The sequence below is a fragment of the Alkalimonas collagenimarina genome, from assembly GCF_030717845.1.
GTDB classification, from domain to species: domain Bacteria; phylum Pseudomonadota; class Gammaproteobacteria; order Enterobacterales; family Alteromonadaceae; genus Alkalimonas; species Alkalimonas collagenimarina.
In genome coordinates this window covers 49,793-65,587 of record NZ_JAUZVZ010000007.1, presented here as the reverse complement: position 1 = coordinate 65,587, position 15,795 = coordinate 49,793, and the positions used below count along the sequence as shown (strand labels likewise).

At 48.8% G+C, this 15,795-nt stretch carries 16 protein-coding genes; 12 read left to right on the top strand and 4 right to left on the bottom strand.

Annotated features, from left to right (window positions below; all coding sequences use genetic code 11):
• Positions 1-6: 6 nt before the first annotated feature.
• Complete coding sequence (gene agaR / locus Q3O60_RS06390) at positions 7-789, bottom strand: transcriptional repressor AgaR (protein WP_305893074.1); 783 nt, start codon at positions 787-789, stop codon at positions 7-9.
• Between the two features lie 330 nt (positions 790-1,119).
• Here agaR and Q3O60_RS06385 point away from each other — a divergent pair, with 330 nt between their 5' ends.
• The 3 genes from Q3O60_RS06385 (at position 1,120) to Q3O60_RS06375 (ending at position 5,008) form a co-directional block, all read left to right on the top strand.
• The gene (locus tag Q3O60_RS06385) at positions 1,120-3,921 is read left to right on the top strand and encodes a TonB-dependent receptor (RefSeq protein ID WP_305893073.1); all 2,802 of its coding nucleotides are present in this window, start codon (positions 1,120-1,122) and stop codon (positions 3,919-3,921) included.
• Positions 3,922-4,115: 194 nt separating this feature from the next.
• Positions 4,116-4,439, top strand: a complete 324-nt coding sequence (locus tag Q3O60_RS06380; RefSeq protein ID WP_305893072.1) for a TraR/DksA family transcriptional regulator — start codon at positions 4,116-4,118, stop codon at positions 4,437-4,439.
• Positions 4,440-4,573: 134 nt separating this feature from the next.
• Positions 4,574-5,008, top strand: coding sequence for a hypothetical protein (locus tag Q3O60_RS06375; RefSeq protein WP_305893071.1), 435 nt, complete (start codon positions 4,574-4,576; stop codon positions 5,006-5,008).
• Positions 5,009-5,442: 434 nt separating this feature from the next.
• Here the strand turns inward: Q3O60_RS06375 and Q3O60_RS06370 are convergent, their stop codons facing one another.
• A complete protein-coding gene (locus tag Q3O60_RS06370; RefSeq protein ID WP_305893070.1) occupies positions 5,443-6,330 on the bottom strand; it encodes an MBL fold metallo-hydrolase in 888 nt (295 codons plus the stop codon).
• Between the two features lie 110 nt (positions 6,331-6,440).
• Between Q3O60_RS06370 and Q3O60_RS06365 the strand changes: the two genes are divergently transcribed.
• From Q3O60_RS06365 to Q3O60_RS06325, 9 genes are all read left to right on the top strand, one after another.
• Positions 6,441-7,190: a sulfite exporter TauE/SafE family protein gene (locus Q3O60_RS06365; protein ID WP_305893069.1), complete on the top strand. Its 750-nt coding sequence runs from the start codon at positions 6,441-6,443 to the stop codon at positions 7,188-7,190.
• Positions 7,191-7,203: 13 nt separating this feature from the next.
• The gene (locus Q3O60_RS06360; protein ID WP_305893068.1) at positions 7,204-7,605 is read left to right on the top strand and encodes a rhodanese-like domain-containing protein; all 402 of its coding nucleotides are present in this window, start codon (positions 7,204-7,206) and stop codon (positions 7,603-7,605) included.
• A gap of 9 nt (positions 7,606-7,614) precedes the next feature.
• Positions 7,615-8,016: a YeeE/YedE family protein gene (locus Q3O60_RS06355; protein WP_305893067.1), complete on the top strand. Its 402-nt coding sequence runs from the start codon at positions 7,615-7,617 to the stop codon at positions 8,014-8,016.
• 11 nt (positions 8,017-8,027) lie between these two features.
• Positions 8,028-8,441, top strand: coding sequence for a DUF6691 family protein (locus Q3O60_RS06350; RefSeq protein ID WP_305893066.1), 414 nt, complete (start codon positions 8,028-8,030; stop codon positions 8,439-8,441).
• A 76-nt stretch (positions 8,442-8,517) separates the two neighbouring features.
• A complete protein-coding gene (locus Q3O60_RS06345; protein WP_305893065.1) occupies positions 8,518-9,687 on the top strand; it encodes a cation diffusion facilitator family transporter in 1,170 nt (389 codons plus the stop codon).
• Between the two features lie 70 nt (positions 9,688-9,757).
• A complete protein-coding gene (locus tag Q3O60_RS06340) occupies positions 9,758-10,792 on the top strand; it encodes a porin (protein ID WP_305893064.1) in 1,035 nt (344 codons plus the stop codon).
• A 407-nt stretch (positions 10,793-11,199) separates the two neighbouring features.
• On the top strand, positions 11,200-11,916 hold the full coding sequence (locus Q3O60_RS06335) for a PA4824 family protein (RefSeq protein WP_305893063.1): 717 nt from the start codon (positions 11,200-11,202) through the stop codon (positions 11,914-11,916).
• Between the two features lie 15 nt (positions 11,917-11,931).
• Positions 11,932-13,287 carry a magnesium transporter gene (gene mgtE, locus Q3O60_RS06330; protein WP_305893062.1) on the top strand — a complete coding sequence of 452 codons (1,356 nt, stop codon included), beginning with the start codon at positions 11,932-11,934 and terminating at the stop codon, positions 13,285-13,287.
• An 85-nt stretch (positions 13,288-13,372) separates the two neighbouring features.
• A complete protein-coding gene (locus Q3O60_RS06325) occupies positions 13,373-14,089 on the top strand; it encodes an MgtC/SapB family protein (RefSeq protein ID WP_305893061.1) in 717 nt (238 codons plus the stop codon).
• A gap of 6 nt (positions 14,090-14,095) precedes the next feature.
• On the opposite strand, the gene Q3O60_RS06320 is transcribed toward Q3O60_RS06325, so the two are convergent.
• Positions 14,096-14,896, bottom strand: a complete 801-nt coding sequence (locus Q3O60_RS06320; RefSeq protein ID WP_305893060.1) for an undecaprenyl-diphosphate phosphatase — start codon at positions 14,894-14,896, stop codon at positions 14,096-14,098.
• Positions 14,897-15,101: 205 nt separating this feature from the next.
• Entirely contained in the window at positions 15,102-15,680 is a 579-nt protein-coding gene (locus tag Q3O60_RS06315; RefSeq protein WP_305893059.1) for a hypothetical protein, read from the bottom strand.
• Positions 15,681-15,795 lie beyond the last annotated feature (115 nt).

The window sequence follows — 15,795 nt, the reverse complement described above, 5'->3', positions numbered from 1 at the left end:
CTCCTGTTATTTGCTCTGTTTGACCAGGTGTAAGCGCACACCTTGCCGTTGTAATGCCTGAACATACTCATCTGGAATACCATCATCCGTCACTAACGTATGGATGCGTTGCATCGGGCAAATACGGTGGAATGCCCTGGCATTAAATTTAGATGAATCCGTCACAACAATAATTTCGCTGGCAATTTCACACATAATGCGATTTAAAATTGCCTCTTTTTCAAAATGAGTTGCTAGCCCGGTTTTTAAATCGAAGCCATCAACGCCAAGAATGAGTTTGTTAAAGTGAAAGTCCTGCAAGCTCTTTTCAGCCAGATGACCATAAAAAGACATCGACTTTTTCCGTAACACTCCCCCAGTTAACATCACCTGCACCTGCTCAGCCTGAGCCAGTTCCAGCGCAATATTCAGACCATTGGTCATCACCACCAGATTATTGCGATCGACCAGATTAGCCGCCACTTCCTGCGTAGTAGTACCTGAGTCGAGTAAAATTTGCTCATCATCACCGATCAGCTTAGCGGCCTCTCTTCCTAGTTGCTGCTTAAGCGCTAACCGGTGGTGGCTTTTCTCTTTTAATGACAACTCCCGGCCTAACTGCGTATTGATCATGGCACCACCACGAGAACGGACCAGCAGTTTTTTTCTATCCAAAATACTTAAGTCATTGCGGATGGTAACCTCTGATACCGCAAAACGACTGGATAAGTCCTTCACCGACACCTTGCCTTGCAACTGCGTTAAGCGAACAATCTCTTGCTGCCGCTCAATGGTATTTAATTCACTCATATCAACCAAATACATAATGTTTAAAGGTATCGCTACGATAACACTCCAGTTGATACTTTCAAATGCTTACGAAAGTGAAATGCTTCTTTCGCATTGAAAACACCGCGACCAGCCAATGCCTATTAGAAATACCAGCCCCAAAAACAAAAAGCAAGCACTATTTTTTTTAGCTTTCGCTATTGCATAACGAGCAAAAAAAGAGCTATAAATAACTTAACGCAATATAAATTACTTTCACTTGCTTTCGTAAATTGCGTTTTGAGCACCAGTTCGGCTCCATTGCCCCGGCAATGGATGACATAAAAACACAACGACATAACAGGGGAACTTATGGCACAACGTAAGCACACAAAAACTCCGCTGGCACTTGCCATCGCCAGTGCACTCAGCTTTGGTAGTTCATTCGCCATAGCTAATGACAACAACGCAGCAGCGAGTGATGAGGATATAGAACGAATCCAGGTCTCCGGCATCCGGGGCAGTATCACGGAATCTCAATTTTTGAAACAGCATGCCACTAGTGTGATTGATGTCGTGGTTGCCGATGATATTGGTAAGTTTCCGGATGAAAATCTAGCGGAAGCCCTACAGCGTATTCCAGGCATTACCATTACCCGTAACAGCGGCGAGGGACAAAATATTTCAGTACGCGGTTTAAGTGGCGGCTACAACACCACCACATTAAATGGCCGTAAACTGGCTTCCGAATCAGCTGGACGAGACTTTAACTTCGATACCATTGCCTCAGAATTGGTGAGTGTATTAAGTGTCTATAAATCACCTGAAGCACGATTGATCGATGGTGGTATTGGCGCTATTGTCAATATTGAAACCCGCAAACCATTGGCCCTGGATGGCCGTACCATTGCTGCATCTGTGAAAGGGATCCACGAATCACGCTCTGGCGACATTCATCCACATGCTTCTTTTATCATTGGCGACACCTCAGATGACGGCCGTTTTGGTGCGCTTTTCTCTGCGGTTTATTCGCGTAAAACACTTCGAGCCGATACCTACCGCGCATCCGGTTTTGAGGACGGAGATGACGCTTTAATCAATATTGATATGAATAATGATGGCGTGATTAGTGATGATGAACGCTTTGTCTCACAAATTCCGATGTACATGTATTTTGCCAATGCTCAGGATGTTCGGACCCGGGTAGGCTCTTCACTCGCCTTGCAGTGGCAACCCACCGATAAACTGGATGTCAATCTGGATGCATTGTACTCCCGCTACACCACCGACGGCAGCTTTTATGAGATTGGTTTTGTCAATTACGATGAGTCATGGACTCCTAGCACGCCCATCTTTACCGATCCGGGTTTTGATGAATTAGGCCGGGTCAATAAAGTTCGTCAGACCGGGCCAGAAACGATGGTTGAGCTACTGAATCGAACAACTCCGCGCCAAACCGATACCTGGCAAATTGGTAGTAATGTTCGTTACTATCTGAACGATGAGTGGACCATTACAGCTGATGCCGCCCACTCAGAAGCCCGAAATAAAAACAACGGTGATAATCGCTTTATAGTTGCTCGTGGTTTTGTCGACGCCATCGATATTGATTACAGCACCGGCCATATGTTGCCTGATGTAGTGATTGATCCGGGACTTAGTGCCGAGCAGCAATATGGGGCTCACTACAGTTTAAACTCAGGAACCGGTGTCACCGATACTGTGACTGACCTAAAACTTATGACCAACTACCAGCCGATGAGTGGGTTGATTACCAAAGTAGATGCCGGCATCACTTACCTTCGCCAAACAAAAGGCCAAAATGGTTTCCGCTCACGCGATCCGGGTCAGTTTAGCCGCGGTGGTTACTACTTAACCCAAAGTGGCTATGAGTTTGATGATAGCACCGTCTTTCAACGCGGTGATTTTGAATTGTTTGAAATTCCAGCCAATGTATTTCGCCCTGCTAATTTTGATAACTTCTTGCAAGGCGAGCCCAGCATCACTCCAAACCCATGGCCAAGCTTTGACTACGATGATCTGCTGGAGTACTACCGCAGCTTGAATGCAGATGCCGCCAATGAAAGTATCGTTGCCAGTGTGGTGCAACAAGATAGCTTCAGTGTGACCGAAGCTGTCAGCGCAGCCTATGTTCAGCTTGATATAGAGCATGAATGGCTGAATATGCCTTATGTCCTGAACCTTGGTGTACGCGCCAGCCGAACTAACGTGGATTCAAACGGATTCGGGTATGACTTCAGCTTAATAGAGCTGGATCCAGACACTGAAGAGCCGATCAACAATGACTGGCAAGACACGGTCGTGGATGTGGGTTACAGCGGCAGTTATAGCAATGTACTGCCCAGCATGAACTTCAGGATGCAACTCACCGATGATATTCAGCTGCGAGCTTCTGCTGCAGAGGTACTTAGCCGACCCAGCTTGGGTTTCTTGCGCCCCTGGGCTGCACCGAGCTTTACCACACGGGAGCAAGGTTTACCCGTATTATCGCGCGGTAACATGAGTGTGCCTCCAGAGCGAGCCAGACAAGGTGATGTTGTTATCGGCTGGTACTTCGCTGAAGCCAGTGCCATCAATGTAGGGGTGTTTCATAAAGATATTTTATCGTTTATCAGCTATGAAGGTAACCCAGGCGTGGTCGAAGGCATCAAGTACTACATTCAAGAACCGGTTAGTGGTGAATATGGCGCCACCGTAACCGGGTATGAAATTGCCTACCAGCAATCGATGCAAGACTTACTGCCAGAGCCCTTTAGTGGTCTAGGCTTTTTGTTTAACTACACCTATGTCGATAGTACTTATGATGATCCGGAGCTAAAAGCGCAAGGGCTGCCTTTTCAGGGCATGTCGAAAAACTCCTACAACGCCGTAGTCTACTATGAGCAGTATGGTGTACAAGCACGCCTGGCCTACAACTGGCGTAGCAAGTATCTGCTGAACCCAGATGCATGGGGCGGACCAGCCTGGCATGCTTCGTACGGCCAACTTGATGCCAGCTTAAGTTACGACATTAACGAAAAGGTCACGGTGTTCGCCGAAGCTTCAAACATCACCAATAACCGCGCCTGGCACTACATTGATCGGGAAGATCAAGTAGCCTATCTGGAGCGGTTTGGCACGCAAATCTCATTGGGCGTTCGGGCCTATTTCTAAACTGCAATAACTTAGAGGGTTAGCGAGAAAAAAGCCCTCGAACTCTCTGGCATGAGACGTATCCGATACTTCTCATGCCGACATTTTCCGCTTCTTCACACTATCATAAACCGCATTGTGCCAGATCAAACCAACGGTACAAAAAAAGCGCTACACTTGTACTTACATCAGCGCTTATTCACAGGAGTGATCCAATGCCATTGCAAAAGTTGAAGCAAGAGTTACTACAACGAAAAATACATCTTGAACGCCAAGTCGTAACGATTCAACACGATCTTCGTCAAGCGCATAGTTCAGATCTGTCCGAGCAAGCACAGGAAAGGGAAAATGATGACGTGTTAAATGCGCTCGAACATAATGCAGAGCAAGAGTTGATGCATATCAATCGTGCGCTGCAGCGGATGGAGCAAGGTGATTATGCAACCTGCTCAGTCTGCCAGGACATCATTGCACTGGAGCGGCTGACAGCGATTCCATATACCAGCCTGTGCATTCAGTGCGCCAATAGGACAAGTTAACATTAACTTTTTTCCGCTGTTCCCAACTCAATAGTTCCCAATTTATTTGAATTCAAAATTCATCATATGTTAGTTGACACAAAATGCAACATATGAAATCATTTAGTAACTTGAATAAAGGAAAATCACATCTCATGGAAATGATTGTTAAATTAGATAGCTTAGGCCTTGGCATTCCGAAAACTGGATTTGGAGTGAATTTGATTTCTGGTTCATACATTCAAGTTAAATATGGGCCAAATAAGCCATTCAAAACATATGGTATTGCAAACCTGCCTTCAATTGGTGGCGACAATGCAACTATAATTTATGGGACACTCCAAACAAAGCCTATCAATTTGAACATTGAGGAGTTTCAGGCCTTTTCATTAACAAATATGACAGGTAAGCATATTGATATCGAAGTTAGTGGTACAGTTCTGGGCTCTGGCAGAGCTGATTTAACAATTTCATTAATTGACGATGCAGGTAGAGCACAAACTGTAGTTGAAAGAAAAAATATACCTGTGATTGGTGGGCAAATCGCCTCAACAAAAGTCCGCGGTAGAGCAAGATATATAGCTCACTAAGCACTGACATAAGTTAATGCAAATGAAAAAATCCTTTCCTTTAACCCGGTTTTTAGGAAGAGTTATGCTCTTCCTTGCTAGGGTCAGTGCAGTGTTTCTCTCTTGTGTCCTGCTGGTGTTGCCGTTTACCAGGGGGAGTTTACAAACACTTAGTAGCGATATATTTGGTGCAGAAACACCACTAATGAATTCATTTATTTTAGATAGTCTATTACGCCCATGGTTTTCGGTTGTAGCTCTATGCAGTACACTTATCTATTTGTTCGTCCGTACTCGGCACATAACTTCTGGCACAAGAAAATTAAGCGACTTAGTTTATTTGACTGTTATTGCCATTATCATGTTTGTCATTATGTTTTTGGCATACCGCCCCATCCTTGAGGCGCCAGTTGTTTGAGTTGATAACTTTTAATCAGCACCAACTTAGCAAACGCTCACAAGCAGAAGCTGCTTTTTAATGGCACTTTGATATAACGGCTGCCATTGTCTTCTGCGGCAGGCAGCTGGCCACCTCGGATATTAACCTGTACCGCCGGGTAAATCAGTTTAGGTACACTCAGCGTTTGATCGCGTGCTGTTCGCTTTTGCACAAAATCTTCTGAGGCAGAATCGGCACGCACATGAATATTTTGCTGCTTCTGCTCGCCAACCGAGGTGAGATAACGCAGCTCACGGCCATTGGGTTGATAATCATGGCACATGTACATTGGTGTCTCATCCGGTAGCTGATACAAGCGCTGGATTGATTGAAACAACAAGGCTGCATCTCCACCGGGGAAATCGCAACGAGCGGTGCCGGCATCCGGCATAAATAGTGAGTCGCCGACAAATAGATGTCCGGCAATCAGATAACTGACACTATCATTGGTATGCCCCGGAGTGTTGATCACCTCAGCGGCTAAACTCCCAACCTGAAAGTGCTCGTTATTGGCAAACAGATGATCAAAATAATCGCCTTTGGCAGTCAACTCCTGATCGGCAATATTGAAAATGACTTTAAAGGTTTGCTGCACTTTACGGATGCCTTCACCAATCGCAATAGGAGCACCGGTTTTCAGCTTGATATAGTGCGCGGCCGATAAATGATCGGCATGAGCATGGGTTTCAAGGATCCATGCCAAGCTAAGCTGATGCTGATCAATAAAAGCCAGAATAGCATCAGCACCCTCAGTACTGACGGCGCCAGCGGCGGCATCATAGTCCAATACCGGATCGATTATGGCCGCCTGTTGGGTGGCCGTATCAACGACTAAATAACTAAACGTATTGCTGTCATTATCAAAAAACATTTCTATATGAATTGGTTGCTTAAGTACAGCCATGTGAGCACCCCTTTAAATTAGATTTTACTAAATATTGATTGCATAATACCTAACAAAGCCCTAAAATGCAATTCAGTTATATGCATATTCTTTTTAGGAATATATAAGTTATGTTAGCACTATTGGGCGCTATAATTATTGGCCTGAGTTTAGGCTTGTTTGGTTCAGGCGGCTCTATCCTGACCGTTCCGGTTCTATTGTATCTGTTAGGCATGCCGGCAGAAATGGCTATTGCCTCATCACTATTTATTGTTGCCGCCATCAGTGCTTTTGGCTCTTTTCATAATGGCTTAAAACGACTCATAAGCTGGCGCCATGTTTTTTGGTTTGGTATCCCTGGCATGTTGGGGACCTATCTTGGTGCCTGGGGTGGCACCTTGGTGCATAGCCGTTGGCAGTTATTGGCATTTGCAGTGCTGATGCTGGTTGCCGCGGTTTTTATGTGGCGCAGCCAATTAAAAGATACGGCCAACCAGTTAGCCTTTAACAAATTAAAAGTGTTGGCTGATGGTTTGATTGTCGGCGCTGTCACCGGTTTTGTTGGTGTGGGTGGGGGCTTTCTCATCGTGCCAGCTCTGGTACTGATGGGTGGCTTACCTATCGTCCTGGGGGTGGCCACCAGTCTGGTGATTATTGCATTAAAGTCCTTTGTTGGCTTTGCCACCTACTATGCTGTATTTAGTAGTCAGGGTCTAAGCTTTGACTGGGCAGCTATCGGCCTGATGGTCGTGGCAGGTATCGCGGGCAGTTATTTAGGTGCCTGGATTGGTCGGCGCTTACCCAAAGAAAAGTTACAGCGGGGTTTTGCCGTCTTTTTAGCCATAATGGCAGTCGTCGTTATCACTCAGTCCGTTATCTAACCAGGAGACATACATGAAAACATCACAGCAATTGGTGGCAGAAGCAAAAGCTGCCATTAAAGAAGTAGATCTTGAACAACTTTCAAGCTACTTGAAAACTCACCCTGAACCAAGACTAATTGATGTGCGCGAGCCGGCTGAATTTGCCCAAGGCCATATCGCCGGCGCCGTGAACTACCCACGAGGCGTACTGGAAATGCAGTTGGCCAACCACCCAGCCGTCGCCGCCAGTGGTTGTGCGGCGGATGTTGCGCTGGAGCAACTAGCTGCCGAGCCACTCTATTTAATTTGCCGCTCTGGTGCCCGCTCTGCGCTGGCAGCTGAGTCACTGCAGCGCATGGGGTTTTCCGATGTGTATTCCGTGGCACCTGGCATGCAGGGTTGGTTCGACGCACAGCTTCCTGTTGTGAAATAAGAGGACATTATGGATAACTTTACTCCACTCTCCGCGCTCATTGGCGGCACTTTTATTGGTTTGGGTGCTTTATTGCTAATGGCAACCCTTGGCAGAATTGCGGGTATTTCCGGTATTACCAGCTTGGCTATTTTTCAGCGCGAAGGTCGCAGCTGGCGTCTGGCCTTTGTCGTTGGTTTATTGCTTGGGCCTGTCGTCGTGAGCCTACTGCTCAGCGATTTCAGCTTCAGCACGCCTGAGTTGTCTATACGAACCGTGATGGCAGGTATGCTGGTTGGTCTTGGCACCGCCTGGGGCAGCGGCTGCACTTCGGGCCACGGTGTCTGTGGTATTAGTCGATTCTCAGCCCGCTCACTTGTGGCTACCTTGGTATTTATGGCCGCTGGCGTGTTTACCGCCAGCCTATTTTGATGGAGATGAAAATGCACATAGTTTTCGCTTTTTTAGCTGGCCTCTTAATGTCTGTTGGCATTGCGGTGTCCAAAATGATCGACCCAGCTAAGGTACTGGCTTTTTTGGATGTAACCGGTAACTGGGATCCAAGCCTGGCACTGGTTATGGCTTCAGCCCTTGCTGTCTACAGCACTGGTTTCTGGCTGATACGCCACAAGCCTGCCCCAATCATGGCAGAGAAATTTCACCTGCCAGTTGTATCGAAACCAGACAAACCTCTGTTGATTGGTGCGACTATCTTTGGTTTGGGTTGGGGCTTGGCGGGCTACTGCCCGGGGCCTGCAATTAGCGCATTAAGTGCAGGAAGCATAGGTACCCTTGGTTTTGTTGTAGCGATGGTAGCAGGCTGGTATCTGGCGAGGAAGTGGCCACTACCCCGCTAGGGTTGCGGCACATTTGACGCCAGGTGTTTAGGCAGCTAATACTTGAGCCATCTGTTCCTCCTAAAGACATCATGTCATGAAGCATTCGCACTCGGGATTAACGACCACAAAGCAAGATGCTGTTCATGCCAATAAAGTCACACTGGTAGGTGCTCTGTTTGATACTCTGCTCGGAGTGCTGAAAATCATCACCGGTGTGCTCGGCCATTCTGCGGCCCTGGTAGCCGATGGCATTCACTCGTTATCCGATCTGGCCACCGATGCCGTGGTCTTGGTCAGTATACGACTGGGTGGTAAAGCCGCCGATAAAAACCATCCTTTTGGTCATCGGCGCATAGAAACCTTAGGCACTGTCCTGCTTGGCCTGATGCTGTTGGCAGTCGCCCTGGGCCTGCTGTGGCAAAACAGTGTCACCTTGCTTCAAGGCCAGAGCGGCACTGTTCCGGCTTGGCCTGTACTGGCAGTGGCGGCACTCTCCTGGCTGATTAAAGAAAGCCTCTACTGGTACACCATCAAAGCAGCCCGCGCTATAGGATCCGATTTACTCAGCGCTAATGCCTGGCATAGCCGCAGCGATGCTTTTTCCTCCATTGTAGTGCTGATAGGGGCTGGTGGTGCCATGCTGGGGATCTGGTGGCTCGATGCACTGGCTGCCCTGCTGGTCGCGGTGCTGATTGCGTTGATCAGTGTGCAACTGCTAAAACGCAGCCTGGCAGAGCTAATAGATACCGCCATCCCCGAGCAACAGCAGCAAAGCTACCATCAGCTGATTTTGCAAATGGATGGGATCCATGCCATCAATGCCATGCGCAGCCGAACCAGTGGTGGCAAAGTTCTGCTAGAGCTAAAACTGGAAGTTGCGCCACGACTTAGTGCCTCCGAAGCGCACTGGCTGGGTACTCAGGTCAAGCAGCAACTGCAGCAGCAATTCTCCGAAATCGGCGATATCCTGGTCCACATCAATAGCCCGGCTTCAGAAGTGCCATCATCGCTGCAAGCTTTGAACATCCGGCCAGCTTTAACCGATGCTATCAAACAGCTGCTGCACTCCTACCAACTTAACAGCCATGATGTTGAAATGAACCTTTATTATCAAGACCCTATTCTGGTTGATATCTTACTTAACACAAAGGCCCAACAAGCACTCCATGATGTCAGTCAGCAGCAGCTCGAACAGCAATTGCAGCTGCTCTGGCCAGCAGCTCAGGCCTTGAAGATCCGCTTCTATTTACTCAAGGCCAGCTAGCCATCTGTTTTCTCTTTCATTTTGCTGGCCTGCCAACTACCATTATGGCAAAAATATGACGGAAATTTTTATGAAGAAACGCTTCCTGCTTTGCAACCTGGCCGCCAGTTGCGCCTTACTGCTGAATCCGCTGTATGCCACTGAGTTTGGCATTTACGGTCGGGCTCATCTGTCCGTCGATCAGCTGGATAACGGCAATGACAGCGGCCTGAACCTGGCCAGCAATGCCAGCCGCTTTGGTATCCGCGGCTCGCACCAAGTGCAGGACAATCTAAAAGTCTTGTTGCAAATCGAAAGCCTTATTCGGCTGGATGAAGGCAGTGGCGACTGGGCCTCGCGCAACAGCTTTTTAGGCTTGCAAGGCGATTTTGGCCTGGTACGGGCCGGTTTTTTTGATACCCCTCTGAAAAATGTTCGCAGCCGCACCGACTTATTTGGCGATCAGGTCGGGGATGCCCGCAACATCGTGCGCGGTGGTGGTGTCGATTTAGACCGGCGTTTTCGCAATGGCCTGCACTATCAAACCCCGGCCATGCAAAACATCACACTGGATCTGCATTATTCATCCAATGATCGCACCGGCAGCACCACCGATAACAAAGACGATGCGTATAGTGGCTCGGTCACTTTTGACAACAAAGCGCTGATGGTGATGCTGGCCTACGAGCGCCGCAACCGCCTGGATAACCCGGCTCTCAGCGGCATTCGGGCCGGTGCCAGTTATCGTTTAACCGAACAATGGCGTCTGACGGCGTTCTGGCAACAAAGTGAAAGCTTCAGTGGCGGTGATCGCAGCGCCTACGGTGTGGGCGCGGCTTACCGCATCAACGATGCGTACAGCGTTAAAGGCCAGTTGTACCATGCCGGCTCTGCCGATGCCGATGACAGCGGTGCCACCATGGTGTCGCTTGGCGTGGATCGCCGCTTTGGCCGCAACCTGACCTTGTATGGCGCAGCAGCCATGACCAATAACCAGCAAAATGCCAGCTTTAACGTCTCTGCCGGCGGCGGTCATGGCAAATCGTTAACCATTGAACCCGGCCAGGATCCATGGGCCTTGTCGGTTGGGGTTATTTACAACTTCTCGGCCAATTTTGGTCTGTGAGCTAACCAGCATGCAGGGTAAAACACTGCAGCGGGTACCATGACAATTTAGTGAAGTTATCCCTGGCCAGCTTGACAAGCTGGCTTTTCGCTTTACAATGCGACGCAATTACAACCACCGCGAGGACCCACTGTGGGCGAACAATCTGGTAGTAGGCCAAGGCCTGTTGCACAAATAAACGTCTGATAGTGTAGTCACTTTGGTGTACTGCTCTGTCGATGACAGGGTAGTGATGGTTGTTAGTTTCCTTTCTCTGCCTTACCCAATACAAAGTTATACCTGCTTTGCTGGCCTGCGCCTGCAATGGCAATGAGCTTTGTCTTGTATTTTTTGCTGCAACAAGTCCTTGCCTGACATATTGATTCACTCTGGTGGCCACTTCGCGCTAACAGAAGAGGAACAGGCACATGTTTATTTTAAACCATGCTGCTTTGCGTGATGCAACCTTAGCCCCATCCAAATCGTTAGTATTCTCTGCGCTGATACTTGGTCTCAGTGTTTTTAGCCTGCAAACCCAGGCTGGCCGACCAATGTTAACTGATGACGCCACGCTGGCTGATCAGTGCCAGTTGGAGAGCTGGTGGCAAAGTGAACGCAGTGGCAATAGCTTATGGCTGGCGCCTGCCTGCCAGTTGGCGGGCGTTGAATGGGGTTTTGCTGTGGCGCGTACTGCCAGCGGTGAACCCCAACAGTATCAAGTGGCCGCTAAAACCGAACTTAAATCATTATCGGCTAATAGCTTTGGTATTACCGCTCAGCTGGCTTATGAGTTTGCGGCAGGCCAGCATCAGTACGGCGACATGCACCTTAACCTGGCGCTAACCCAAAGCTGGCAAGACGATGCCTGGTTACTGCATCTGAATGCAGGACGTATGCAACGCAACCAGCAAAGCAATGACTGGACTGCCGGTATCGCACTGCAACGCGAGCTTGCCGCCAATCAATGGTTGTTTGTAGAGCTGCACCGTGAGCAGGCCGGCCGTCCTCTCTATCAGCTTGGCTATTTACAGGAGGTGTTGCCAGGCCGTTTGCAACTGGATGCAAGCTATGGCAACCGCCTGCATCGCCAAGGCCGGGAAGATTTTGTCTCGGCCGGTGCCGTGCTGTATTTCAACTTATTCTGACAGGAGACTTTGCATATGAATGGACAAGACTTAATTTTCACGCTGAAGACCATTGCCTTAAGTAAAGATCAGCATGAGATGCAGCAGCTATTGCAGCAATGTCACCCGGCCGATATCGGCGCAGTATTTGGCGCTTTTGACCTGGAACAGGTGTGTTTGTTGTTGGCACTGACTCCCGCTGCAGCCCGGGCGGAGCTTTTTGGTTATATAGATAAAGAAAAAGAAGCCGATATTGTTCAGGCTCTGGATGCCCAAGCGGCATCAGAGCTGTTTTTACATATGTCGCCGGATGAGCGAGCTGATTTATTTAATGTGTTATCTGAGGAAGATCAAGCCAGGGTACTACCCGGTCTGGCACAGGCTGAGCGGGAAGATATTCGCCGGCTGGCATCCTATGATGAAGACAAAACCGGTTCAGTGATGACGTCTGATTATGCATTGCTGGATCAGCAGTTGACTGCGGCACAGGGCATTGCCCGCTTACGTAAGGTAGCACCAGATAAAGAAACCATTTATCAAGCTTATATTGTTGATGCTGATAGACGTTTGCTGGGGACAGTATCGTTACGCCAACTGATTATGGCAGAACCAGAGCAGTCAATCAGTGACTTTATGCAGCGTGACCCAATTTTTGTTCGTGCTGATGCCCCGCGGGAAATCGCAGCTCAACTGATTGCCAAATATGACTTACTGGCATTACCTGTAATAAACGGTGGCAACAAGCTGGTGGGCATTGTGACCTATGATGATGCAATGGACGTGGCATCAGAAGAAGCCGATCTGGATTTTCATAAAAGCAGTGCTGTTGGTCAAGTTATAGGGAGCATTAAAGATGCCAGCGTAAAAATACTCTATCAAAAGCGGGTGTTCTGGCTGGTACTGCTGGTGTTTGGCAATATATTCTCTGGTGCTGGCATCGCCTATTTTGAAGATACGATTGCTGCCTATGTCGCTTTGGTCTTTTTCTTGCCCTTGTTGGTAGACAGTGGCGGTAATGCCGGTTCGCAGTCAGCCACCTTGATGGTTCGCGCCCTGGCCACTGGTGAGATCGTACTAAAGGATTGGGCTGGTATGCTGGGCCGGGAATTTTTAGTTGCCGGCTTACTAGGCCTGACCATGGCCACAGCGGTGTCTTTGCTCGGCTTATGGCGCGGCGGACCAGAAATTGCGTTGGTAGTGGCCTTAACCATGCAATTGGTGGTGATTATGGGCAGTGTCATTGGTATGTCATTACCCTTTGTTCTAAGCCGGCTTAAACTGGATCCGGCTGCAGCCAGTGCACCATTAATCACCTCTATCGCCGATGCCTGTGGCGTACTGATTTACTTTGGCATGGCAACCTGGTTGCTCGAGTTGCCTGTAGCGGCTTAAGTGTCATAGTGCAGTAATACGTAGCGGTCAGGCTACCAAGCCTGACCGCTTTGCCACCATCGCCCCTGCCTTAAAGGAATTAACCATGCAGGCTATTGCTAATTTTTCTCTTATTTCGTTGTTAGATACGCTGGTTAGTCTTACCGCGGCATTTATTCTTGGCTCGCTGATTGGCTTAGAGCGGCAATACCGGCAACGAACCGCTGGCTTACGTACAAATGCCTTAGTTGCTGTAGGCGCCGCCATCTTTGTGGATATTGCATATAATCTGAATGGCGCAGGCAGTGCTGCCCATGTCATTGCCTATGTGGTGTCTGGTGTCGGCTTTTTAGGTGCCGGCGTGATTATGCGTGAGCAAGGCAATGTGCGGGGCATTAACACTGCCGCCACTTTGTGGGGCTCCGCCGCCATTGGCGCCAGCGCGGGTGCTGATTTAATTATGGAGGCAATCTTAGGCACTGTTTTTGTGCTGGCAGCCAATACCTTACTGCGGCCAATAGTCAATCGCATCAACCGTCAGCCACTGGATGTGGAGGGCACGGAGATGACCCATATCCTCTACGTGATAGCACCAAAACCTCAGCAAAAGCACGCCATGGATGTAGTAGAGCTGGTGCTGGAGGCGGCTGAACTTCCAAGCCGATCACTGGATATCACCCCGTTTGGCGATGATGACATTGAAATAACTGCCACCTTATCTGCAATGTCGATTGACGGCAGCGAACTGGAGCGGATCAGTAAGAAACTATTACAAAAAGGTTTTATAACCCAAGCGTACTGGAGTACCAGTACGCAGGGTTAATTTCCACTAATAAAAAGTCAGGAAGATTAATAGCGCGACACCCAATATCAAGCGGTAAATCACAAAGGGTAACATGCCCATGCGGCTGATGATTTTCAGGAAAAAATGAATGCATATCAACGCACTGATAAAGGCTAATACCAAACCTAAACCTAGGCTGTAAAAATCATAAATCTCTGGGTTTTTAAGTAGCTTATTTGCTTGATAGCCACCAATTAACACAATAATGGGGATCGACAGCAAAAACGAGAAACGGGCGGCGCTGGCTCTGTCTAACCCCAGCATTAAGCCGGCTGTCATGGTAATACCAGAGCGTGAGGTGCCGGGGATCAAGGATATCGCCTGCGCCACACCAATAATCAGCACCTGACGCCAGCCAACTTGCTCCATCACCGTATGCTGCTTCGCGGTGCTGTCGGCGAACCACAGTAAGCTGCCAAAAATCAGCGTGGTAATAGCAATAACCCAGGGCGACCGTAACAAGGTTTCAATCAGCTCCGCAAATAGTAACCCCGCCAGCCCTGCCGGAATAGTGGCCGCAATCACCATCCAGGCCAGAGTGCCATAGGTGCTCTGCCGGCCACGGCAGGAGTTTAACCAGCCTACCGTTAATTGCCCTATATCTTGCCGGAAATACAGCATTACTGCGAATAAGGTGCCGACATGCACGGCCACATCAAAGGCAATGCCTTGATCTTGCCAGCCCAGCACCGCCGAGGGCAAAATTAAGTGTGCAGAAGAAGAAATAGGTAAAAACTCGGTAATGCCCTGAATTATTGCCAGGATAATCACTTCTACAGTAGTCAAACTTGTACGCTCCAGTTAAAGAAAAGAAACATAGCTCATATGGCTCACAATGATGCAGCCACGGTTAAGCATACCTGCGCTGTGTAGCAGGATGAAGACAGTCAAGGCCACATAAGTATTGTTAATTGGCGATATTTACAACTTTTCGGCAGCTAGCTTTCAACCAGAAACGGCTCTCATGCTGCTGGCTAAGCACTTAAACGGCTTACTCATGCCCCCAGGGTGCTGGGGGTAGTTTGTCCAATGGTTTACTCAAGTCAAAATCCAACCGCCAGGTCCAGTTATCGCCACTAAAAGTACCGTAGGTATAGCGCTCACCCGGCACAATTTCGATGCGCCAGCCCAGGGCGGAACCATCTTCTGCGGTGCGTTCGGTAAATAAAAACTGTTGCTGCTCTGGTGTGCCCTGCCCGATGGATAAACCACCGTACATGGTGTTGCTTTCATCCGGTGCGCCGGTGTTTAACCGATGGTCATGCCGCAGCTCCAGCTTGCCATCCTGCCAGCTGTAGCGCCAGGTGCGCGAACGATCCCAACTGCCATCAGCATTGCCAATATGAAATGGCAGGGCCAACAGCTCACTGGAGCACTCCCGAAAATGCACAATCAGTCGTTCATTCCCTTCCAGCAAATCCGGCCGATCGTCCCGGGCTATCACCCGCTTACCTTCATAGGCCTGGCCACAATGTTGCGCCATATTCAGCCAAAACTGCGCTGCGGCTTCGTTATCGGTTGCTACCGCCGGATTGGCTGTACTGGCCAGTAAAGCAAGAATGGAGAGCATAGGTGTTACCTTCTGGTTCGTTGTGAAATTGCAATCTACCACAGAGCAGCAAGGCTGCAAAACCAGCTAGCACTTGAGCAATAAAACTACTATGCTGAAATGAAAATGGGGTATT